20 protein-coding genes and 3 tRNA genes are annotated in these 22,504 nt (G+C 54.9%); 14 read left to right on the forward strand and 9 right to left on the reverse strand.

What is annotated here, in order from left to right; genetic code table 11:
* The first annotated feature begins 172 nt into the window (after positions 1-172).
* The 3 genes from LH86_RS13765 (at position 173) to LH86_RS13775 (ending at position 4,606) form a co-directional block, all read left to right on the forward strand.
* Positions 173-3,229: an FAD-binding and (Fe-S)-binding domain-containing protein gene (locus LH86_RS13765; protein WP_039302315.1), complete on the forward strand. Its 3,057-nt coding sequence runs from the start codon at positions 173-175 to the stop codon at positions 3,227-3,229.
* Positions 3,226-3,636, forward strand: coding sequence for a 1,4-dihydroxy-2-naphthoyl-CoA hydrolase (gene menI, locus LH86_RS13770; protein WP_008456522.1), 411 nt, complete (start codon positions 3,226-3,228; stop codon positions 3,634-3,636). The genes LH86_RS13765 and menI overlap by 4 nt, the downstream gene beginning before the upstream one ends.
* A 145-nt stretch (positions 3,637-3,781) precedes the next feature.
* On the forward strand, positions 3,782-4,606 hold the full coding sequence (locus tag LH86_RS13775) for a CPBP family intramembrane glutamic endopeptidase (RefSeq protein ID WP_039302318.1): 825 nt from the start codon (positions 3,782-3,784) through the stop codon (positions 4,604-4,606).
* 42 nt (positions 4,607-4,648) lie between these two features.
* On the opposite strand, the gene LH86_RS13780 is transcribed toward LH86_RS13775, so the two are convergent.
* Positions 4,649-6,289 (reverse strand): ABC1 kinase family protein, encoded by a 1,641-nt coding sequence (locus LH86_RS13780; protein ID WP_039302321.1) that lies wholly within the window; start codon positions 6,287-6,289, stop codon positions 4,649-4,651.
* 385 nt (positions 6,290-6,674) lie between these two features.
* On the opposite strand from LH86_RS13780, the gene sufA reads away from it, so the two are divergent.
* The 7 genes from sufA (at position 6,675) to ldtE (ending at position 13,304) form a co-directional block, all read left to right on the forward strand.
* On the forward strand, positions 6,675-7,043 hold the full coding sequence (sufA, locus tag LH86_RS13785) for a Fe-S cluster assembly scaffold SufA (protein WP_039302323.1): 369 nt from the start codon (positions 6,675-6,677) through the stop codon (positions 7,041-7,043).
* Positions 7,044-7,051: 8 nt separating this feature from the next.
* A complete protein-coding gene (gene sufB / locus LH86_RS13790) occupies positions 7,052-8,533 on the forward strand; it encodes a Fe-S cluster assembly protein SufB (RefSeq protein WP_008456512.1) in 1,482 nt (493 codons plus the stop codon).
* Between the two features lie 16 nt (positions 8,534-8,549).
* On the forward strand, positions 8,550-9,296 hold the full coding sequence (sufC, locus tag LH86_RS13795) for a Fe-S cluster assembly ATPase SufC (protein WP_008456510.1): 747 nt from the start codon (positions 8,550-8,552) through the stop codon (positions 9,294-9,296).
* Positions 9,271-10,551, forward strand: coding sequence for a Fe-S cluster assembly protein SufD (gene sufD / locus LH86_RS13800; protein WP_039302325.1), 1,281 nt, complete (start codon positions 9,271-9,273; stop codon positions 10,549-10,551). The genes sufC and sufD overlap by 26 nt, the downstream gene beginning before the upstream one ends.
* The gene (gene sufS, locus LH86_RS13805; protein WP_039302327.1) at positions 10,548-11,768 is read left to right on the forward strand and encodes a cysteine desulfurase SufS; all 1,221 of its coding nucleotides are present in this window, start codon (positions 10,548-10,550) and stop codon (positions 11,766-11,768) included. Before sufD ends, sufS begins: the two co-directional genes overlap by 4 nt.
* 11 nt (positions 11,769-11,779) lie before the next feature.
* Positions 11,780-12,196 carry a cysteine desulfuration protein SufE gene (gene sufE, locus LH86_RS13810; RefSeq protein WP_039302329.1) on the forward strand — a complete coding sequence of 139 codons (417 nt, stop codon included), beginning with the start codon at positions 11,780-11,782 and terminating at the stop codon, positions 12,194-12,196.
* A gap of 109 nt (positions 12,197-12,305) precedes the next feature.
* The gene (gene ldtE, locus LH86_RS13815) at positions 12,306-13,304 is read left to right on the forward strand and encodes a L,D-transpeptidase LdtE (RefSeq protein WP_039302331.1); all 999 of its coding nucleotides are present in this window, start codon (positions 12,306-12,308) and stop codon (positions 13,302-13,304) included.
* A 66-nt stretch (positions 13,305-13,370) separates the two neighbouring features.
* On the opposite strand, the gene LH86_RS13820 is transcribed toward ldtE, so the two are convergent.
* The 3 genes from LH86_RS13820 to LH86_RS13830 all read right to left on the reverse strand — a co-directional run bounded on the left by LH86_RS13820 (position 13,371) and on the right by LH86_RS13830 (position 15,776).
* Complete coding sequence (locus LH86_RS13820; RefSeq protein ID WP_008456504.1) at positions 13,371-13,607, reverse strand: major outer membrane lipoprotein; 237 nt, start codon at positions 13,605-13,607, stop codon at positions 13,371-13,373.
* Positions 13,608-13,915: 308 nt separating this feature from the next.
* Positions 13,916-15,328: a pyruvate kinase PykF gene (gene pykF, locus LH86_RS13825; protein WP_039302333.1), complete on the reverse strand. Its 1,413-nt coding sequence runs from the start codon at positions 15,326-15,328 to the stop codon at positions 13,916-13,918.
* A 371-nt stretch (positions 15,329-15,699) separates the two neighbouring features.
* A tRNA-Val gene (locus LH86_RS13830) sits at positions 15,700-15,776 on the reverse strand.
* 216 nt (positions 15,777-15,992) lie between these two features.
* On the opposite strand from LH86_RS13830, the gene LH86_RS13835 reads away from it, so the two are divergent.
* Complete coding sequence (locus LH86_RS13835; RefSeq protein WP_039306188.1) at positions 15,993-17,093, forward strand: FAD-dependent oxidoreductase; 1,101 nt, start codon at positions 15,993-15,995, stop codon at positions 17,091-17,093.
* A gap of 36 nt (positions 17,094-17,129) precedes the next feature.
* Here the strand turns inward: LH86_RS13835 and LH86_RS13840 are convergent, their stop codons facing one another.
* Positions 17,130-18,053 (reverse strand): LysR family transcriptional regulator, encoded by a 924-nt coding sequence (locus tag LH86_RS13840; RefSeq protein WP_052045584.1) that lies wholly within the window; start codon positions 18,051-18,053, stop codon positions 17,130-17,132.
* Between the two features lie 72 nt (positions 18,054-18,125).
* Here LH86_RS13840 and LH86_RS13845 point away from each other — a divergent pair, with 72 nt between their 5' ends.
* Together LH86_RS13845 and LH86_RS22820 are read left to right on the forward strand one after the other, a co-directional pair.
* Positions 18,126-19,058: an alpha/beta hydrolase gene (locus LH86_RS13845; protein ID WP_039302336.1), complete on the forward strand. Its 933-nt coding sequence runs from the start codon at positions 18,126-18,128 to the stop codon at positions 19,056-19,058.
* Between the two features lie 246 nt (positions 19,059-19,304).
* On the forward strand, positions 19,305-19,520 hold the full coding sequence (locus LH86_RS22820; protein ID WP_231562736.1) for a Rid family hydrolase: 216 nt from the start codon (positions 19,305-19,307) through the stop codon (positions 19,518-19,520).
* 34 nt (positions 19,521-19,554) lie between these two features.
* Here the strand turns inward: LH86_RS22820 and LH86_RS22595 are convergent, their stop codons facing one another.
* From LH86_RS22595 to mdtK, 4 genes are all read right to left on the reverse strand, one after another.
* Positions 19,555-19,695, reverse strand: coding sequence for a hypothetical protein (locus LH86_RS22595; protein ID WP_096754119.1), 141 nt, complete (start codon positions 19,693-19,695; stop codon positions 19,555-19,557).
* Positions 19,696-19,895: 200 nt separating this feature from the next.
* Positions 19,896-19,972: transfer RNA gene (locus LH86_RS13855), tRNA-Val, on the reverse strand.
* A gap of 17 nt (positions 19,973-19,989) precedes the next feature.
* Positions 19,990-20,066: transfer RNA gene (locus tag LH86_RS13860), tRNA-Val, on the reverse strand.
* Positions 20,067-20,220: 154 nt separating this feature from the next.
* Complete coding sequence (gene mdtK / locus LH86_RS13865; protein ID WP_039302340.1) at positions 20,221-21,594, reverse strand: MdtK family multidrug efflux MATE transporter; 1,374 nt, start codon at positions 21,592-21,594, stop codon at positions 20,221-20,223.
* Between the two features lie 237 nt (positions 21,595-21,831).
* On the opposite strand from mdtK, the gene LH86_RS13870 reads away from it, so the two are divergent.
* Positions 21,832-22,476 (forward strand): riboflavin synthase, encoded by a 645-nt coding sequence (locus LH86_RS13870; RefSeq protein ID WP_039302343.1) that lies wholly within the window; start codon positions 21,832-21,834, stop codon positions 22,474-22,476.
* Positions 22,477-22,504: the final 28 nt, after the last annotated feature.

A 22,504-nucleotide genomic window follows, 5' to 3' on the forward strand; every position in this document is an offset into this window, starting at 1 on the left:
GCTAAATTCGCATGGCGATAATTTAATGATGATGTATTTCCTCGATTTTTGACAGGCGCATTTCGCTTCGCGTTATCTGAAATAACAGCCGCAAATCGCGACGGAATATGATAAAAACAAAACAGACACGCAAACGATAACTCTTACTAAGCAACACAGGGTCGACCCGTCAATGATCCCACAAATTTCTCAGGCACCTGGCGTCGTTCAGCTGGTGCTCAGCTATTTAGCATCACTGGAGCAACAGGGCTTTACCGGCGACACCGCCACCAGCTACGCAGACCGCCTGACCATGGCGACCGACAACAGTATTTACCAGCTGCTGCCGGATGCGGTGCTTTTCCCTCGTTCAACTGCCGACGTCACGCTGATTACCCGCGTGGCCTCCGAAGATCGCTTTAAATCCCTGGTGTTTACCCCGCGCGGCGGCGGCACCGGCACCAACGGGCAGTCGCTGAACGGCGGCATCGTGGTGGACATGTCCCGCTACATGAATCGCATTATCGAAATCAACCCGGAGCAAGGCTGGGTGCGGGTGGAAGCAGGTGTCATTAAAGACCAGCTCAACCAGTTCCTGAAGCCGCACGGCTACTTCTTTGCCCCGGAACTGTCGACCAGTAACCGCGCCACGCTGGGAGGGATGATCAACACCGATGCCTCCGGGCAGGGATCGCTGGTGTACGGTAAAACCTCCGATCATGTGCTGGGCGTGCGTGCCGTGCTGATGGACGGTGAAATTCTGGACACGCACCAGATGGCGACAGGGCTTGCCGAAGAGCTGGGCCGCGAAGAGACATCGAGCGGGAAAATCTACCGCACCGTGCTTGAACGCTGCCGCGAGCAGCGCGAGCTGATTATCGATAAATTCCCCAAATTAAACCGCTTTCTTACCGGCTATGACCTGCGCCACGTCTTTAATGACGATCTGAGCAAGTTCGATTTAACCCGCATTCTTACCGGATCCGAGGGGACGCTGGCCTTTATCACCGAGGCGAAGTTGGATATCACCCGCTTGCCGAAGGTGCGTCGGCTGGTGAACGTCAAGTACGACTCCTTCGATTCAGCCCTGCGTAACGCGCCCTTTATGGTGGACGCTCGGGCGTTGTCGGTGGAAACCGTCGATTCTAAAGTCCTGAACCTGGCGCGGGAAGATATCGTCTGGCACTCGGTCAGCGAATTGATCACCGATGTGCCGAACAAAGAGATGCTCGGGCTGAATATCGTTGAGTTTGCCGGGGATGACCAGGCGCTTATCGACGGCCAGGTCACTGAGCTTTGTGCTCGTCTTGATGCGCTGATGGCCGCAGGCGAGGGCGGGGTGATTGGCTGGCAGGTTTGTGATGAGCTGGCCGGTATCGAAAAAATCTACGGCATGCGTAAAAAAGCCGTTGGCCTGCTGGGGAACGCCAAAGGCCAGGCTAAACCGATTCCGTTTGCCGAAGACACCTGCGTGCCACCGCAGCATCTGGCGGATTACATCGTGGAGTTTCGCGCGCTGCTGGACAGCCACAACCTGAGCTACGGGATGTTTGGCCACGTTGACGCGGGTGTACTGCACGTTCGCCCTGCGCTGGATATGTGTGACCCGCAGCAAGAAATGCTGATGAAAAGCATCTCCGACGACGTGGTGGCACTGACGGCAAAATATGGTGGCCTGCTGTGGGGCGAGCACGGCAAAGGGTTCCGCGCCGAGTACAGCCCGGCCTTCTTCGGTGAAACGCTGTATGAAGAACTGCGCCGTATTAAAGCCGCGTTTGACCCGGCTAACCGGCTGAACCCAGGGAAAATTTGCCCGCCGCTCGGCGTGGACGACCCGATGATGCAGGTCGATGCCGTTAAGCGTGGGACGTTTGACCGGCAAATCCCGATTGCGGTGCGTACTTCCTGGCGCGGGGCGATGGAGTGCAACGGCAATGGCCTGTGCTTTAACTTCGACGTGAAAAGCCCGATGTGCCCGTCGATGAAGATCTCCAGCAACCGTATTCACTCCCCGAAAGGGCGAGCCACGCTGACTCGTGAATGGCTGCGGCTGCTGGCCGAGCGCGGCGTTGATCCGCTCCAGCTTGAGAAGCAATTGCCGGAGCAGCGTGCCAGCCTGCGTGGTCTTATTGAGCGTACCCGCAACTCGTGGCATGCCAGCAAAGGCGAGTACGATTTTTCCCACGAAGTGAAAGAGGCGATGTCCGGCTGCCTGGCCTGTAAAGCCTGTTCCACCCAGTGCCCGATTAAAATCGACGTGCCGGAGTTCCGCTCTCGTTTCCTGCAGCTTTACCACACGCGCTATCTGCGCCCGCTGCGCGATCACGTTGTGGCCTCGGTGGAGAGCTATGCGCCGCTGATGGCGCGCGCGCCAAAAACCTTTAACTTCTTTATGAGCCAGCCGTGGGTACAGAGTTTGTCCCGCAGGCACATCGGCATGGTCGACCTGCCTATGCTGTCCACGCCGACGCTGCAGCAGCAGTTGGTTGGGCACCGCTCCGCTAACGTCACGCTGGAACAGCTGGAGCGTTACTCCGATGAGCAGCGAGCCAAAACGGTGCTGGTGGTGCAGGATCCGTTCACCAGCTATTACGATGCTCAGGTAGTGGCTGATTTTATTAAGCTTGCGGATAAGCTAGGCTTTGAACCTGTGGTGCTGCCGTTCTCGCCGAACGGTAAAGCCCAGCACATTAAAGGGTTCCTGCAGCGTTTTGCGCGCACGGCGAGTAAAACGTCTGAGTTCCTGAACCGCATTGCGAAACTGGGTATGCCGATGGTCGGTGTCGATCCGGCGCTGGTCCTCTGTTACCGGGATGAATATAAACAGACATTAGGCGAAGAACGCGGTGATTTTCAGGTTCAACTGGTGCACGAATGGCTCCAGACTGCACTGAAAGAACGGGAAGTGCAGGGCGCGGGAGGAGAAGCATGGTACCTCTTTGGCCACTGTACCGAAGTAACGGCGTTACCGGCGACACCGAATCAGTGGGCCGGTATTTTTGCTCGTTTTGGCGCGAAACTCGAAAGCGTGAGCGTTGGCTGCTGCGGCATGGCGGGCACTTACGGACATGAGGTGAAGAATCTCGCCAATTCATTGGGCATTTATGAACTCTCCTGGCATCAGGCGATGCAGCGCCTGCCGCGCAACCGCTGTCTGGCAACCGGCTACTCCTGCCGCAGCCAGGTCAAGCGCGTTGAGGGCAACGGCGTACGGCATCCATTACAGGCTCTTCTGGAGATTATCGGATGATTTGGCGACGTGAAGCCACGCTTGCCGCGCTCAATAAAATGGGCGCGAACAATATGGTTGGCCATGTAGGCATTGAATTTACGCGTTTTGACGACAACGAAATTGAGGCCACCATGCCGGTGGACGAGCGCACCCGGCAGCCGTTTGGCCTGCTGCACGGCGGCGCGTCGGTGGTGCTGGCGGAAACGCTGGGTTCCGTGGCGGGCTACCTGTGCACCGAAGGCGACCAGAAGGTGGTTGGGCTGGAGGTGAACGCCAACCACATTCGCTCGGCGCGAGAAGGCGTGGTGCGCGGCGTTTGTCGCGCAGTTCATGCGGGGCGTCGTCATCAGGTGTGGCAAATTGATATCTACGATCAGCAAGACCAGCTGTGCTGTACCTCCCGCCTGACCACGGCGGTGGTGTAAAACAACGGCTAAAATATTCCCACGTTCAGCCCTTGGGGATGTGGGATTGTTTTAATTTGTTATTATTTCCTTAAAAAACTATATATCCACCCTCCATTTTGCTAAAAAGCCTGCCTCAGGATATTTTCAGGCTTAAGGACAAACGATGTGGATATTGCTGGCAGCAGCCTTACTGGTATTACAATTTAATAAAAAGATTTCCTTCGGATTATTACTGGCGACGGTGATATGGGGGGCCGTTGACGGCGTACTCGACTGGCGGGCACTGGCTTCACTGGCGGTAATCGCCGTGCTTGCCGTCGCTTATTTAAAAACCGCAAACGCAAAGCCCGTGCGCTACGTGCTTGAGTTTTTGCTTGTCGCCGCCGCGGTAGCGCTGACCATCCATGTTATTCCCGGTTTCCATAATCCAAAGGTGCTGGACTCGGTGAGTGCCGGGCCGCAAAGTGCGCCTTTCTCCATGTATTACAACTTCGACAAAGCGCTGGTGCCCTTTATTTTGCTGGTGGGGATGAAATCGCTGTTTGTCAGCGAGCCGAAATATCAGCCTGGTAAGCCCGGGTGGATCCTGCTGGTTGCTTTGATCCCAGGGCTGTTGTTATTGGCGGTAGCGTTGGGTGGCTTAAAGATTGAGCCTCATTTCCCGCAATGGCTGCTGCCGTTCCTGTTCGCGAATATTTTCTTTGTTTCCCTGGCGGAAGAAGCGCTATTCCGGGGCTACCTCCAGCAGCGTTTATCCGGCTTTATGCCTCCGGTCATGGCGCTAATTATTTCAGCCGCGATATTCGGCGGGCTCCATTTCGCCGGTGGGCCGCTGCTGATTGTTTTTGCCGCGCTGGCGGGGCTTATTTACGGCCTGGCGTGGATGTGGAGCGGGCGGCTGTGGGTTGCCGTGGCATTTCACGTCGGGCTGAATATCACCCATTTATTGCTGTTTACCTATCCGGTGCTGCAGCATTCTGTGCACTAATCTTTTTACGACATCGGAACCTGGCTCCGATGTCGTAAAATCTCACCGCCTTAACAACCGAATAACCAGCCATGCGCTTCCCGCGAGGGCGCACAACAAGCTGAGTACAGGGAAAAATGGGATGCCAAACAGCGTCCAGTTCAGCCCGAACAGCCACGGCGCGATCGTCATCGTCAGGGCGGCTAAAACAATGGCGACCGCCAGCGTCGAAGCCGCTCGTTCCAGCGACTTTCCAAGCTGGTTAATGTTCTCTACGTTAATGTCCGCGTGCAACTTACCGTGACGTAGCCTTTGCATCACCAGACGCAGGGTCTGTGGCAGCGAATCTCCCCCCTCCAGAAGCTGGTTGCCAAGTTTAAGCAGGCGCCTGCGGCTCCCGAGGCGGGTATAGCGTTTTAATATCTCCCGCTTAATCACCGGGCGAAGAATGCGAATAATGTCGAACTGCGGATCCATTCTCAGCAACACACCGTCCGCGGTAATCAGCGCCTTAAACAACAAAACCAAATCCGGCGGAAGTAGCAGCTCAAATTCTCGGGCTGTGGAAAGCATATCGGTCAGCGCTTTTCCCAACTGTAGCGGGAGGTTGCCCTGTTTTTGCAGAAAATAGGTGGCTGCAAGTTCTAATTCGGTCAGATCTAATGCCTCCTGGCCACTCCACGTGATGAGGGCATCGACAATACCGCTGGCGTCACGCTCGCTGATGGCATAAATCAGCGATAACAGCTCGTCGCACCGCGTCTGGCTCAGGCTTCCCACCATGCCGAAATCAATGAAGCCGACCCGGTTGCCAGCCAGGGCCATGACGTTGCCGGGATGCGGATCTGCGTGGTAAGCCCTCAGTTCAAAGAGCATATTGATAAATGCCGTCGCGCCTTTACGCGCCAACAAGGGGCCGTCAAACCCGGCGGCGGCAAGCTGTTGGCCGTCAACCGGCGCCACGCCGGGCAAAAATGCCTGAACCATTAGCGCAGGGTGGCACCAGTACCAATAAATCCTGGGAATGACGACGTCGTCGGTGTCGGCGAAAAACTGATAAAACTTTTCCCCGTTGGCCGCCTCGTGGCAAAAATCCAGCTCCTGATTCAGGGCGTTTTCCAGATAACGAACCAGCATCACCGGCTGAAAGCGAGCGAGCGCCGCGCTCTGCCGGGCCAGGCTTTCCGCCAGGTAACGCAGTAAACGCAGGTCGGCCTTGAGGGTTGTTTCAATGCCGGGGCGCTGAATTTTGACGATAACCTCGTCGCCGTTTTTCAGCGTGGCCCGGTGAATTTGCGCTATCGAGCCGCTGGCCAGCGGGGTTTCATCAAAGGCGGCGAAAACCTCCGCAGGCGGAGCCCCAAGCGTTGCCACCACGAAGGGTTCAAGCTGCGGCCAGGGCAGAGGGCTGGCGCTCGAGTTCAACTGGCTAAGCGCTTCCGTCCAGGCGGGATCAAGCAGGTCGCTGCGGGTCGAGAGGATTTGCCCGAGCTTAACGAACGTCGGGCCCAGCTCTTCCAGCGCCGCACACAGGCGCTGCGGTATCGGTAAAGCATCGTGTTGGCTGCCGCCCCGTATTTTGTCATGCAGTGAGGACAGGCCCATTAAGCGCACAATGTCCTGCAATCCATAGCGGAGGAAAACGCCGATAATTTCCTGCAGCCTCACGCGATCGCGGGCGGTGACCATAATCATTTTCAGCATCAGGCTAAGCTCCCTTTTCTTTATCAGGAGAATAGTTGATAAATCAGAAGTGAGAATTTCGCCGTGGAATGTCTGAAAATTACTGGTACTTTTCGCGGCGAATTTCGCATTCAGTGCGTTTCCAATCACATAAATAGATATTTTCTATACATCTTTTGTCGTGCCCGGCTCAGGCGTTTTTCATCTTTGATATTTCCTTTTGCACCAGTGGGTTAAACAGCTCTTTTCGCCATCTGCAAGAGTTTCGGGACGGTCTATCCTTAGTAAAGACGCCCAAAAAACCAGCGTTTCGCGAATACCCCTGTTTTCATAACGTTGTATTGATAATTGTTATCATTAACATAAGGGTATCGGCCTTCGGGCGCAGAGAATAATGAGGTGAAGAATGGATGTGCAAACCGGTTCCTTTGATCCCAATGATTTTACCTGGCAGGGGCTGACCCTGACCCCGGCCGCCAGCGCGCATATCCGCGATCTGGCCGCCAAACAACCCGAGCTCAAGGGTATCCGCCTGAGTATCAAACAGACGGGCTGCGCGGGCTTTGGCTACGTGCTGGACACGGTCACCGAGCCGAAGCCGGACGATCTGGTCTATGAGTTTGACGGCGCGCGCCTGTGGGTGCCGCTCTCCGCCATGCCTTTTATCGACGGCACGGAAGTGGATTACGTGCGTGAAGGCCTGAATCAGATCTTTAAATTTAATAACCCGAAAGCGCAGCACGAGTGCGGCTGCGGCGAAAGCTTTGGGGTATAGGCGGTACTATGTCTCGTAATACTGAAGCAACTGACGATGTCAAAACCTGGACCGGCAACCTCAATTATAAAGAGGGCTTTTTCACCGAGCTGCAGACCGAGCAGCTGGCGAAGGGCATAAATGAAGAGGTGGTTCGGGCAATATCTGCCCGTCGTAACGAACCCGAATGGATGCTGGAGTTTCGTCTCAATGCCTTCCATGCATGGCTAAAAATGGAAGAGCCTCACTGGCTGAAGGCGAATTACGACAAACTGAATTACCAGGATTACAGCTATTACTCAGCGCCTTCCTGTGGGAGCTGCGACGATACCTGTGCCTCACAGCCCGGCGCGGTTCAGCAGCCGCCTAACGCCTTCCTGACTAACGAAGTCGAAGACGCGTTTAAGCAACTGGGCGTGCCGGTGCGCGAAGGCAGCGAAGTGGCGGTCGATGCCATTTTTGACTCCGTCTCCGTCGCAACCACTTACCGTGAAAAACTCTCTGAACAGGGCATTATCTTCTGCTCCTTCGGTGAGGCGATCCACGATTACCCGGAACTGGTCAAAAAATACCTGGGTACTGTCGTGCCGTCGAACGACAACTTCTTCGCCGCGCTTAACGCCGCGGTGGCGTCCGACGGCACCTTTATTTACATCCCGAAAGGCGTGCGTTGCCCGATGGAACTGTCCACCTATTTCCGTATCAACGCGGAAAAAACCGGTCAGTTCGAACGCACCATTCTGGTGGCGGATGAAGGCAGCTACGTGAGCTACATAGAAGGGTGCTCGGCGCCGGTACGCGACAGTTACCAGCTGCACGCGGCAGTCGTGGAAGTGATTATTCACCGCGATGCGGAAGTGAAGTACTCCACGGTGCAAAACTGGTTCCCGGGGGATAACAACACCGGCGGCATCCTGAACTTCGTGACTAAGCGCGCGCTGTGCGAAGGTGAGAACAGCAAGATGTCCTGGACGCAGTCGGAAACCGGCTCCGCCATCACCTGGAAGTACCCGAGTGTGATCCTGCGTGGCGACAACTCCATCGGCGAGTTCTTCTCCGTGGCGCTGACCTCCGGCCATCAGCAGGCGGACACCGGCACGAAAATGATCCACATCGGCAAGAACACCAAATCGACGATCATCTCGAAGGGGATCTCCGCCGGCCATAGCCAGAACAGCTATCGTGGCCTGGTGAAAATCATGCCCACCGCGACCAACGCCCGTAACTTCACCCAGTGCGACTCGATGTTGATCGGGCCGGACAGCGGGGCGCACACCTTCCCGTACGTGGAGTGCCGCAACAACACGGCACAGCTGGAGCACGAAGCCACCACGTCCCGCATTGGTGAAGATCAACTGTTCTACTGCCTGCAGCGTGGGATCAGCGAAGACGACGCCATCTCGATGATCGTCAACGGGTTCTGCAAAGACGTGTTCTCAGAGTTACCGCTCGAATTCGCGGTGGAAGCACAAAAATTATTAGCCATCAGCCTCGAACACAGCGTCGGTTAAGGATTAAGGGAAAACTATGTTAAGCATTAAAGATTTACAGGTCAGCGTTGAGGACAAAGAGATCCTGCGTGGCTTAAACCTTGAAGTGAAGCCGGGCGAAGTCCACGCCATCATGGGGCCAAACGGTTCCGGGAAAAGTACCTTATCCGCCACGCTTGCCGGGCGTGAGGACTATGAAGTGACTGGTGGTTCGGTGCAGTTCAACGGCAAGGATTTGCTGGAACTGTCGCCGGAAGACCGCTCCGGGGAAGGTATTTTTATGGCCTTCCAGTACCCGGTGGAAATTCCCGGCGTCAGCAACCAGTTCTTCCTGCAAACCGCGCTGAATGCGGTCCGGGAATACCGGGGCCTTGAGTCCCTGGATCGCTTTGATTTCCAGGATCTGATGGAAGAGAAAATCAAACTGCTGCAAATGCCGGAAGATTTGCTGACTCGTTCGGTGAACGTTGGCTTCTCTGGCGGCGAGAAAAAGCGCAACGACATTCTGCAAATGGCGGTGCTGGAGCCAGAGCTCTGTATTCTCGATGAAACCGACTCCGGGCTGGATATCGATGCGTTGAAGATTGTTGCCGAAGGCGTTAACTCCCTGCGCGACGGCAAGCGTTCATTTATCGTGGTCACCCACTACCAGCGCATCCTCGACTACATCAAGCCGGACTTTGTTCACGTGCTGTATCAGGGGCGCATCGTTAAATCTGGCGATTTCAGCCTGGTGAAACAACTGGAGGAGCAGGGTTATGGCTGGCTTACCGAACAGCAGTAACGGCAACGCGCTCCAGCAGTGGCATCATCTGTTTGAATCCCAGGGGACTGGCCGCTCGCAGGTGGCTCAGCAGCATATGCAGCAGCTGTTGCGCCTCGGGTTGCCGACGCGTAAGCATGAAAACTGGAAATACACGCCGCTCGACGGGTTGCTGAACAACCAGTTTGTCTTTGCGCCTCAGTCGCCTTTAAGTGCGCAACAGCGTGACGAGCTTGCTCTGCCCGTAAACGCGCTGCGGCTGGTGTTTGTTGACGGACGTTTCAGCGCCGAACTGAGCGATGACCTTGCCGACAGCGGTTTTGTCATTAGCATCGACGATAACCGCCAGACGTTGCCCGCGCCCGTTCAGGGCGAAGTGTTCCTGCATCTGACGGAAAGCCTGGCGGAGACCGTGACGCATATCCGCGTGGCGCGTAACACGCAGCCTGAAAAAGCGCTGTTACTAATGCACGTCACGCGCGGAAGCGCGGCGCAGGAGATGACGACGGCGCATTACCGTCACCACCTGATCCTTGAGCAGGGCGCTCAGGCCACGGTGATCGAGCACTTCGTCAGCCTTGACGAGGCGGCGCATTTCACCGGTGCACGGTTTACCGCCGAAGTGGCCGCTAACGCGCAGCTTAGCCACTACAAGCTGGCGTTTGAAAATGCCGCCAGCTATCACTTTGCGCACAACGACCTGCTGATTGAGCAGGACTCGACGGTGAGCAGCCACAGCTTCCTGTTGGGGGCCGCGGTGCTGCGCCACAATACCAGCACGCAGCTTAACGGCGAGAACAACCAGCTGCACATCAACAGCCTGGCGCTGCCGGTAAATAACGAAGTGTGCGACACCCGAACCTGGCTTGAGCACAACAAGGGCTACTGCAACAGCCGCCAGCTGCACAAAACCATCGTGCGTGATAAAGGCCGGGCGGTGTTTAACGGCATGATCAAAGTGGCTCAGCACGCGATCAAAACCGACGGGCAGATGACCAACAACAACCTGTTGCTTGGCCGCCTGGCAGAAGTGGACACCAAGCCACAGCTGGAAATCTACGCCGATGACGTGAAGTGCAGCCATGGCGCGACCATTGGGCGCATTGATGACGAACAGATGTTCTACCTGCGCTCCCGTGGTATCAGCGAACAGGCTGCGCAGCAGATGATAATTTTCGCCTTTGTCGCAGAGCTTACCGAAAGTATTCGCGACGAGGCCTTAAAACAGCAGGTGCTGGCACGTATCGCCCGGCGCTTTGCAGGGGGCGAGGCATGAGTTTTTCAATCGAGCAGGTCAGGGCTGATTTTCCGATCCTGAGCCGTGAGGTCAACGGCCAGCCGCTGGCCTATCTGGACAGCGCGGCCAGCGCGCAGAAGCCGCAGGTTGTCATCGACGCAGAGCTTGAGTTTTATCGCAATGGGTATGCCGCAGTGCACCGGGGGATTCATACTCTGAGCGCGGAAGCGACCACGCTGATGGAAAACGTGCGCAGTCAGGCTGCACGTTTCGTCAACGCCGCTAAGCCAGAAGAGATTGTCTTTGTGCGTGGCACCACCGAGGGGATAAACCTCGTAGCCAACAGCTGGGGCAACGCCAACGTTCAGGCCGGGGATAACATCATCATCAGCGCCATGGAGCACCACGCTAACATCGTGCCGTGGCAGATGCTATGTGAGCGTACCGGCGCAGAGCTGCGTGTTATTCCACTCAACCAGGATGGCACGCTGCAGCTTGAAGTCTTCCCGACGTTGATTGATGAGCGAACAAAACTGCTGGCAATTGCCCACGTTTCTAACGTGCTCGGTACCGAAAACCCGGTGAAGGAGATGATCGCTATCGCGCATCAGGCGGGGGTCAAAGTGCTGGTGGATGGTGCTCAGGCGGTGATGCACCACGCCACGGATATGGCGGCGCTGGACTGCGATTTTTATCTTTTCTCCGGGCACAAGATTTACGGGCCAACAGGGATTGGCGTGTTGTATGTGAAAGAAAACATCCTGCAGGATATGCCGCCGTGGGAAGGCGGTGGTTCAATGATTGCTACCGTCAGCCTGACGGCAGGGACGACTTACGCTGCAGCCCCGTGGCGCTTTGAAGCCGGGACGCCTAACACGGCTGGCATTATCGGCCTTGGGGCAGCGTTGAGCTACGTTGAAGGGCTGGGCATGGAGGCGATTGGCGAGTATGAACGCAACCTGATGCGCTACGCGCAAAACGCGCTGCAGGCCGTGCCCGATCTCACCGTATACGGCCCTGCAGAGCGCCGTGGCGTGCTGGCGTTTAATCTCGGGAAACATCATGCCTATGACGTCGGTAGCTTCCTCGACAACTACGGCATTGCGGTTCGCACCGGACACCATTGCGCCATGCCGCTGATGGCGTTCTACAGCGTACCGGCCATGTGCCGCGCCTCCTTTGCCATGTACAATACCGAACGAGAAGTGGATCGCCTGGTCGCCGGACTGCAGCGCATCCACAGCCTGTTAGGATAACGGAGACGGTCATGGCCACGCTGCCGGATAAAGACAAACTGCTAAAAAACTTCAGCCGCTGTGCGAACTGGGAAGAGAAGTATCTCTACATTATCGAGCTGGGCAGCCGCCTGCCGGAACTGGCGGCGGAGCAGCACAAGTCGGAGCATATTATTCAGGGCTGCCAGAGCCAGGTATGGATAGTGATGCACCAGCAGCCCGACGGGGTGATTACGCTTGAGGGCGACAGCGATGCCGCTATCGTTAAGGGGCTGATCGCCATCGTATTTATTCTCTATCAGCAGATGACGCCGCAGGATATCGTGGCGTTTGATGTGCGCCCGTGGTTTGAAAAAATGGCGCTCGCACAGCATCTGACGCCGTCCCGCTCTCAGGGGCTGGAAGCGATGATTCGCGCAATTCGCAACCAAGCCACCAATCTCATTTAAGTTAGCTAAACTTAATCATACCTATGGTCCTGTTTTGCGAGGCGGTTTTCTGCCTCGCTTGTCTTTCAGCCTGCTGGCGCCCGCCAGTGCGACTACAGGAATAAAAAGTATGAAATACGCGTCTTTACTCACACTAGCCATCATCGGTGCACTAAGCGCCATTCAGCCCGCTTTAGCCCTTGATTATCCCTTACCGCCGGAAGGTAGCCGCCTGATTGGCCAAAACCAGACTTATACCGTACAGGAAGGCGATCGCAACCTGCAGGCCATTGCCCGGCGTTTTGACACTGGCGCGATGCTGCTGCTGGAGGCCAATAATACTATTGCGCCGGTGCCTAAACCCGGCACGGTGCTGACCATCCCCAGCCAGTTGCTGCTACCGGACGTGCCGCGTGAGGGGATTGTGGTGAATCTGGCTGAGCTGAGGCTGTATTACTTCCCGCCGGGGCAAAACATTGTGCAGGTTTACCCGATTGGGATTGGTCTGCAGGGGCTGGAAACGCCGCTGATGACCACCAGGATTGGGCAAAAGATCCCAAATCCTACCTGGACACCTACCGCCGGTATTCGTCAGCGCTCCCTGGAAAAAGGGATCAAGCTGCCACCTGTCGTGCCTGCCGGGCCTAATAACCCTCTGGGGAGATTCGCCATGCGGCTGGCCTACGGCAATGGTGAATACCTGATCCATGGTACGAGCGCGCCGGACAGCGTGGGGCTGCGCGTCAGCTCCGGCTGTATCAGGATGAATGCCCCCGACATAAAAGCCCTGTTTGAACAAACGAGAACCGGTACGACGGTGCGGGTGATTAACGATCCGGTGAAATTCTCCGTTGAGCCAAACGGCGTTCGCTATGTCGAAGTCCATCGGCCGCTTTCTCAGGATGAGCAGCAGAACACGCAAACTATGCCTTACGCGCTCCCCGCTGGCTTTAGCGAGTTCCGGGCCGCTAGCGGCGTGGAGAAAGCGTTAGTGGAGAAGGCGCTTTACAGGCGTGCGGGGTATCCCGTTGTGGTATCTGCAGGGCAAACACCTGCGGCAACGATAGGGGGGCAATCGGCGAGGAATGGCGTGGTAAATGCGGAAGAGGCGACGAGCGCGACACAGTAGCTGGTGGGGATAAATAACGGGCAAAAAAAATGGCGCACATTGTGCGCCATTTTATACCAGTGACTCTTACTTACGGTAAGAGTGAGCCTGGTTGTCCAGACGCTGGTTAGCGCGAGCGGCGTCGTCTTTAGCAGCCTGAACGTCAGAACGCACTGCGTTCACGTCGTTGCTCAGCTGATCAACTTTAGCGTTCAGAGTCTGAACGTCAGAAGACAGTTGATCGATTTTAGCGTTAGAAGAACAACCTGCCAGCATAGTAGAAGCCAGGATTACCGCGCCCAGTACCAGTTTAGTACGATTCATTATTAATACCCTCTAGATTGAGTTAATCTCCATGTAGCGTTACAAGTATTACACAAACTTTTTTGTGATGAGAATAATTTTTTGTCGGGAATACACCTAAATTTGATCGTTCGCTCAAAGAAGCACCGAACGGAGCCGGAAAGTTAAAAAAAAGAGAGAAAACAGGGGAATTTCATCGGATTCATCTTAATTAAAAGTGAGCTTAAATAGTAAAATCCGATTTGCATTTTTATTAAGATCTGACGGTAAGTGATATAAAAAAAGCGCCCTAAGGCGCTTTTTGAGTAATTAAATTGTTAACAAGTCAATTACAGAACATGCACTGAAGCGGTGTTAGTGGTGCCGCTTGGGACCAGCGCACCAGAAACCATCACCACGATGTCGCCTTTACGAGCCAGGCCGCTTTCCAGCGCCACTTCTTTACCCAGGCGGTAGAAGTCGTCGGTGGAGGCAATTTCTTTCACCATCTGGGTAACAACGCCTTTGCTCAGCACCAGCTGACGCGCGGTTACTTCGTTGGTGGTCAGGGCCAGAATAGTCGCGTTCGGGAAGTATTTACGTACGGCTTTAGCGGATTTACCGCCCTGGGTCGCAACCACGATCAGCGGGGCTTCCAGTTTTTCTGCGGTTTCAACAGCGCCACGGCAAACGGCTTCGGTGATGCGCAGTTTGCGGCTGTCGTTGCTGTTGTCCAGGCGGCTGGTCATCACGCGGTCGGTACGCTCGCAGATGGTTGCCATGATGGTCACAGCTTCCAGCGGGTATTTACCTTTTGCAGACTCACCGGACAGCATAACTGCGTCAGTGCCGTCGATGATGGCGTTAGCAACGTCACCGGCTTCTGCGCGGGTAGGGCGCGGGTTTTTGATCATGGAGTCGAGCATCTGGGTTGCGGTGATAACCACTTTACGTGCACGAACGCATTTCTCGATCATCATCTTCTGCGCGAAGATAACTTCTTCCACCGGGATTTCAACGCCCAGGTCGCCACGAGCAACCATGATGCCGTCAGACGCTTCGAGGATCTCGTCGAAGTTGTTCAGGCCTTCCTGGTTTTCGATTTTGGAGATGATCTGGATCTTCTCGCCGCCGTGGGCTTTCAGGTGCTCACGAATTTCAACCACGTCAGAACGCTTACGGATGAAGGAGGCTGCGACGAAATCAACGGCCTGTTCGCAGCCGAAGATCAGATCCTGTTTGTCTTTCTCAGCCAGCGCTGGCAGTGCGATGGACACGCCCGGCAGGTTAACGCCTTTGTTCTCGCCGAGGTCGCCGTTGTTCAGCACTTTACAGATAACTTTGTTGCCTTCGATGGCGGTGACTTCCATGCCGATCAGACCATCGTCCACCAGAACGGTGTTGCCCACGGTCAGGTCATTGGTGAAGCCTTCGTAGGTCACTGCGACGATTTCGCTGTTGCCAACCACGGATTTGTCGGTGGTGAAGGTAAAGGTCTGGCCTGCTTTCAGGGAGACGTCGTTACCGCCTTCCAGCTTGATGGTACGGATTTCTGGCCCTTTGGTGTCCAGCAGGATAGCGGCCTTTTTACCGGTTTTAGCGACGACGTTGCGCAGGTTTTTGATGCGCTGACCGTGTTCTTCATAGTCACCGTGGGAGAAGTTCAGACGCATAACGTTCATGCCCGCGTCGAGCATTTTAGTCAGCATCTCTTCGGATTCGGTTTTTGGACCGATGGTGCAAACGATTTTAGTCTTTTTCATGACAGTCTTATCTATAAGTTGAGGAGGAATGTTGAAATCGTGTTCCGGGAGATCGGGCTGCCGGAGCTTAAAAGAATACTGTGGTGTTGAAAGTGGCACCTGGTAAGGATAGGTGACAGAAATAAAGCGTGCAGAGGAAAGTGTGCTTGTGGTTCAGCAGGGGAAAGCGTTAGACGATGTTGTTGTATAAAAAAGGAGTCCAATGAGCTGAAACCATTCAAGTTAAGAACGGGCGTAGTATAGATAAATCTGGCTGGAAAAGGAATCAAAACCGTTGATTCAGCGACGGAGTGCACAGTTTTACAGCGAGTTGTTATCAGGGCGTTGCCAGATGTTTGAGCGTTTTCAGAGATGATGAAAACAAAAAGAAATGGTGCGTTCAATTGGACTCGAACCAACGACCCCCACCATGTCAAGGTGGTGCTCTAACCAACTGAGCTATGAACGCATTTAATGCGGTTTATAAAACAATAACCTACTGAATTAATTATTGTTTTATCTTCTTTAGCGAGAAGAGACAACATTATGACGGGCGATCGGGATGTTGACAAGCCCCGTCGAGACTGTCCGGTGAATGTTTGAGCTTTTTATTGCTTGTTCTGGCTGGCTTTTCAATCTGGCTGCTGATAAAACCGTTTCCTCTCCGACAGTCAGAGGCATTTTTATGATAACCATTATTGGCGCTGGCGTGGCAGGGCCGCTGCTGGCTTACATGTTGCACCGCCAGGGTATTGCGGTCTGCATCCTTGAGGCCGATGCTTCTCTGGATTCACGCCATCAGGGTGGCATGCTCAATCTGAACGAAGGCACGGGTAAACCTGCACTTCGAGCGGCGGGATTGTATGAAGCCGCAATGGCTCTGGTGCTGGAGGGGGCGGATGCAACGCTGATGCGTGATAAAAACGGCCATATCTTGTATCAGGATGAAGGTGATGGCTCCCGCCCGGAAGTTGACCGTGGCGCGTTGCGCAAGCTAGTGGTAGAGGCCTTGCCTGAGGGGATCATCAGTTGGAACAGCCGGGTCACGTCCATTGAACCAAAAGGAACAGGCTTTCATCTTAAGCTGGATGACGGCAGCACGCATATTTGCGATGCCCTGGTGGGAGCTGACGGTGCGTGGTCGAAGGTCAGGCCTTTGTTAACGGCTCAGAAACCGCTTTATTCCGGGATAACTTTTGTTGAGCTGCGCTACCCGAACGTAAGCCAGCAATATCCTGCTGTGAAAGCGCTGGTGGACAAGGGCTCGTTGTTTGCTCTGAGTGAAGGCCGGGGCATCATGGCTCACTGTGAACCTGGAGACGAGATTTCAGCCTATGCCGCCATTCCCGTACCGGAAGCGCAATCGCGCAGAACCTTTACTCGTGATGAACTGGCTGAACACTACCGTGACTGGGGCGAATGCTACCGCGAGATGTTAGTCAACAGTGAGGGGCCGCTGGTTGCCAGGCCGATCTATGTGTTACCTACCGGGGAGTTCTGGGAGGCAGAGGGAAATGTGACCCTGATTGGTGATGCCGCGCATGTTATGTCGCCTTTTGCCGGGGAGGGCGTGAATCTGGCGATGGCGGATGCCGTCGATCTCGCCCATGCCATCATTTCCCAGCCTTCCAGCCTGGAGGATGCTTTTAAGGTCTATCAGGAGGCAATGGCTGCACGAACCGTTCGTTTTCAGCAGGAGTCTGCCGCGAATTTTGCCATGGGGTTTGCGGCTGATGCGCCGCGGGAACTGATGGCGTTATTCACGGGGTTAGGATCGCAGGATTAGGGCCTGTAATCCCCAAATCATTTCATCGGGATGTTGTTAATGGTCCATATGCTTCACCAGGCTGTCGATAAACAGCCTCACTTTGGCTGCCAGATTTTTCCGATTAGGGTACACCACGTTCACGCTCAGTGGCGTGCCGCCTAATTCAGGCAGTACAGGCACCAGTGTGCCCTCTGCGACATGCCGGGCAACGAGAAAAGCTGGCAGAAAAGCAATGCCTAAGCCTGCCACAGCGGCGGCGCAAATAGCCTCTCCGCTGTCGAAGCGGATCCTGCTGTGCCCTTCAATCACCACGCTCTCATTGCTGGCCGTGAACAGCGTCCAGTTTGTCGTTTGAGGGCTCAGGCCGTAAATCAGCCGCTGGTGCAGGTGAAGATCTTCCGGCGAACCCGGCATACCTGAACTGGCCAGGTAGTCCGGGGAAGCAAACAGATGAGGGCGAATGTGCTGCACGGTTCGAGCAATAAGCTGCGAATCTTTCGGTAAATCACCCAGCCGGAGGCTGAGATCGACCCCCTCCGCGACGAGGTCCACCACGCGGTCGGTGAAATTGACTTCAATATCCAGTCTCGGGTAGGCCGCCATGATGTCCTTCAGAAAAGGTAGCAGCACGACTTTGCCCCACGTTTCCGGGACGCTGAGCCGAAGCACTCCGCTGGGGCTGGAAAAATTCTGCCGGACACTGGCTTCCGCTTCTTCAATATCCTGCAAAATCTGCGCACAGCGTTCATAAAAACCGTAGCCATCGCGGGTCAGAGCGACGCTTCTCGTTGTGCGATTAAATAGTCGTGTTTCCAACTGCGCTTCAAGGCGTGCAATCGCTTTACCTGCGGCTGAGCGGGTTAACCCCAGCGCCTTTCCTCCGGCGACAAAGCTCCCGCTTTCCGCGATAGCCACGAAAACTCGCAGGCTGCCGAGATCGAGGTCTGAATGGTTTTTAGTGCCTGGGTGGAGCGGCATTGGCGAACCTCTTTCGTCAAATCATTAAGCATAATCTTTTTTGTTTAATCACAGTAGACAATGGAGAAAGAAATGCTTCCTGATAATGCACAGGCAGCCCTTAAGGGCTGGATAAAAGCCGCCGGGCCGGTTGTGAAGAAGGTATATGGCCAGTCTGATGCTGACTGGAAAGAGGTTCGGGCTGACTATGTGAGGCAGTTGGATGAGTTGTTCCCTGCCGTGGAGGGCGCAACCTTTGCTGATGTCAGCCTGGGCGGCATTGGTGCAATGTTGGTCACGCCTGCGGAAGTCATTGAGGGTCGGGTGATGATTTATATTCATGGTGGAGGCTACGTTCACGGTGGGGTAGAAGCATATCGGGGATTAACCGGGCGTTATGCTCGCGCCTTGAAGGCTAAAGTGTATGCGGTAGATTATCGTCAGGCGCCTGAGTTTCCTTTCCCGACGCCAATTGATGATGTCTTTCAGGCCTACCGAGCCTTGCTTGAGGAGGGGGCAAACCCGCGATCGCTGATGATTTCGGGGGATTCTGCCGGTGGGGCGATGGTTGTCACGCTGATGCGTAAAGCGCGCGATGCTGGCCTGGCATTACCCGCCGCCGCAGTGGCTATTTCACCGTGGGCTAACTTAACGCATAGCGGCACGTCTGCAATGGTCAGGGATGGGCTGGATCCTTTATGCAGCGTCGCTTTCCTGAACCAACTGGCGCGAAGTTTCCTTGCCGGAGAGCTGCCTACACATCCGGATGCCTCTCCGGTTTTTGCCGATGTACAAGGCCTTTCTCCCACGCTGATACAGGTTGGTGAAAACGAAGTGATGCTGAGCGATGCTATTCGCCTTGCATCCCACATGAGCGAAAGCCGGGTTCGCACCACGCTAGAAGTTTGGCCGGAAATGTTTCACGTCTGGCATTTGTTTGCGGGGATCTTACCGGAGGCAGACCAGGCACTGCGAAACGCGATAAGATTCTTCGAAGATGCGCTAAACCCGGCCAACATCGGGTGATATAAGAATAATTCATCTGCCGGCGTGCGAATTGCGCGCCTATAAATTATTGGGAGAGACAGTCGTGTCAGACAGAGAGATTATTATGCCACCGTCCATGCAAGTACTTGCTGAACGGGCGGGTTATGCGCCAGCGGTGGTGGTAGGTAACACGGTTTATTGTGCCGGGCAGGTTGGGCGTACGCCTGATTTACAGGTGATAGCTGACCAAGGGCGCAGTTTACGGCCTGCTGGGAAAACCTGCATCTGGTCCTTCAGGCCGCGGGCTGCAGCTTTGAAGACGTTGTGGAAATGACCACTTACCATGTAGATATGAAAGAACATATGGATGTTTTTCGTGAAGTGAAAGACGAGCTGTTTCCGCGAGGGCACTGTGCCTGGACCTGCGTCGGCGTGTCTGAACTGGCTCGTCCGGGGCTGCTGGTGGAAGTGAAATGTATTGCCGTGAGAAGAACGGCGTAACATAAAAAAACCGGCTGAGTAAGCCGGTTTTTTATCAGATTTTGCAGGCGTCGCCGCAGTCATCATCGGCCACAACGGCCTGAGCTTTTTTGTCTGCGTCTTCCTGGCGCTCGGCGTTGCGCGCTTCGGCTTCATCTAACCCGGAAAACACCAGATTATCGAGATCGATTTCCATAAGTCACCTGTCGTGGTTTAGTGAATAACTCGCTTTATGATATGCAACCTTTCGGGCTTTCGCATCCCAAAACACTGCCGGACGCTCAAAACGCTAAAAATGACGTTTTCATGCGCTACGTGCTTGCGTGTAAAAATGCGATTTGGAATTTATCAGCTTGAAGAAAAACAAATTAAAGAAGGGAACTGCTTTAGCAAATATGGTGCGTCCGAGTGGACTCGAACCACCGACCCCCACCATGTCAAGGTGGTGCTCTAACCAACTGAGCTACGGACGCACTGATATATTTGAAAATGGTGCGTTCAATTGGACTCGAACCAACGACCCCCACCATGTCAAGGTGGTGCTCTAACCAACTGAGCTATGAACGCATTGTTGTCTTGGCGACAGCGGGGACGAATATTAGCGATACACCTCGGGGCTTGCAAGGGAAAACTCGCAATTTTATTCCAGATTTCACACGATTGCCGAGCATCTGCGCAGAATGGAGAGAAAGTAGCCGCGGATGCGGCTACTGTTGTTTAATTAACGTGCGGCGCGCTGCAGGATTGTGACGGAAGGCTGACGCTGCAGCCAGCGCATACGCAGCATCATCATAATCGCCGCGGAAGTCAGACCGATAATAAAGCCGATCCAGAACCCGGCTGGGCCCATCGGTTCGACGACCCAGTCGGTTAACCCCAGAATATAGCCACCTGGCAGCCCCAGCACCCAGTACGCGATGAATGTAATAAAGAAGATCGAGCGCGTATCTTTGTAGCCACGCAGAACGCCGCTGCCAATCACCTGGATTGAGTCGGAGATCTGGTAAATTGCCGCCAGCAGCATCAGATGCGCCGCCAGCGCGACAACTGCCGGGTTGTCGTTGTACAGCAGGGCAATGTGTTCCCGGAAAATGACGGTAAACATTGCGGTGCACATTGCCAGGCAAATGGCCACGCCAACCCCCGTGCGGGCGGCGATTTGTGCATCCAGAGTTGAGCCCTGACCAAGACGGAAACCGACGCGAATGGTCACCGCGGCCCCCAACGATAGCGGCAGTACAAACATCAACGAGCTGAAGTTGAGGGCAATCTGGTGCCCGGCAACGTCGGTGATACCCAGAGGAGAAACCAGCAGGGCGACAACGGCAAACAGCGTAACTTCAAAGAACAACGCCAGGGCAATCGGCAGCCCGAGCTGACTCAGGCGCTTGACCACCGCCCAGTCCGGCTTGCTGAAACCTTCCGGGTTTTTGATGTCGCGCATCGAACGGGCTTTCTTCATATAGGAAAGCATGCTGAAGAACATGACCCAGTACACCGCCGCCGTTGCCACGCCGCAACCCACGCCGCCCAGTTCGGGCATCCCGAAATGACCATAAATAAAGACGTAGTTAACCGGAATATTGACCAGCAGGCCGATAAAGCCCATCACCATACCCGGCTTGGTTTTGGCGAGCCCTTCACACTGGTTACGTCCTACCTGGAAGAACAGGTAACCCGGCGCCCCCCACAATAGCGCGCGGAGATAGCGGACGGCTTTATCCGCCAGCTCAGGGTCGATATTGTGCATGGCGTGGATGATATGGCCCGCGTTCCACAACACCACCATCACCAGCACGGAAACCATGCCAGCCAGCCAGAACCCCTGGCGAACCTGGTGCGCAATGCGGTCGCGGCGTGCCGAACCGTTGAGTTGCGCAACGGTTGGCGTTAAGGCCAATAGCAGCCCGTGGCCGAACAGAATAGCGGGCAGCCAGATGGAGGTGCCGATAGCCACGGCGGCCATGTCGGTGGCGCTGTAGCCGCCGGCCATTACGGTATCGACGAATCCCATTGCAGTTTGAGCGACCTGCGCGATGATGACAGGTATCGCGAGGGCAAGGAGCTGGCGAGCTTCGGTGAGGTACTTCTGCATGATTACACCTGATTATTTTTATATGTATGAGAGACTAAAAAAGCCGCCAAAACAGGCAGCAAGAAGATGAACTGGGGAAATAACCAGTCTATTGTAGCGGGAGTTTATTTATACGCCAGTCAAAAATAGAGTCAGTGCACGCCCCGCACTGGCAAGCTGATTTTCCAACTGCTAAAGTGCGAAAATGTCTGTTAATGGCGGTAGCGTTACCGCCTGCGAATTGCCAGGAGTTTTTAGATGTTTACAGGTATTGTGCAGGGCACGGCGACCCTGGTTTCCATCGATGAGAAACCGAATTTCCGCACTCACGTGATTGATATGCCGACTGAAATGCTGCCAGACCTCGAAACCGGGGCCTCGGTGGCGCATAACGGCTGCTGCCTGACCGTAACCGAAATTAACGGCAATCACGTCAGCTTTGATTTAATGAAAGAGACGTTGCGCATCACCAATCTTGGTGAACTAAGCGTGGGCGACAGCGTGAACGTCGAGCGGGCAGCCAAATTTAACGACGAAATCGGCGGGCATTTAATGTCTGGTCATATTATGACTACGGCCGAAATTTCAAAAATTTTGACCTCAGAAAATAACCGCCAAATCTGGTTTAAGATTCAGGATAAGACCCTGATGAAATATATCCTCTATAAAGGTTATGTGGGCATCGACGGGATTAGCCTGACGGTGGGCGAGGTAACCGCCACGCGTTTTTGCGTGCACCTGATCCCTGAAACGCTTGAGCGCACTACGCTTGGTGCTAAAAAGTTGGGGCAGCGCGTGAACATTGAAATTGACCCGCAGACCCAGGCGATTGTCGACACCGTGGAGCGCGTGCTGGCGAGCCGTGAGGCGGCCATGGCGGCGGCGCTTCCTGCCGGCGAGTAAATACTCTAGCCATAAAAAACGGGGCCAT

Source organism: Cedecea neteri (genome assembly GCF_000758325.1).
In the GTDB taxonomy this organism is placed as follows: domain Bacteria; phylum Pseudomonadota; class Gammaproteobacteria; order Enterobacterales; family Enterobacteriaceae; genus Cedecea; species Cedecea neteri_B.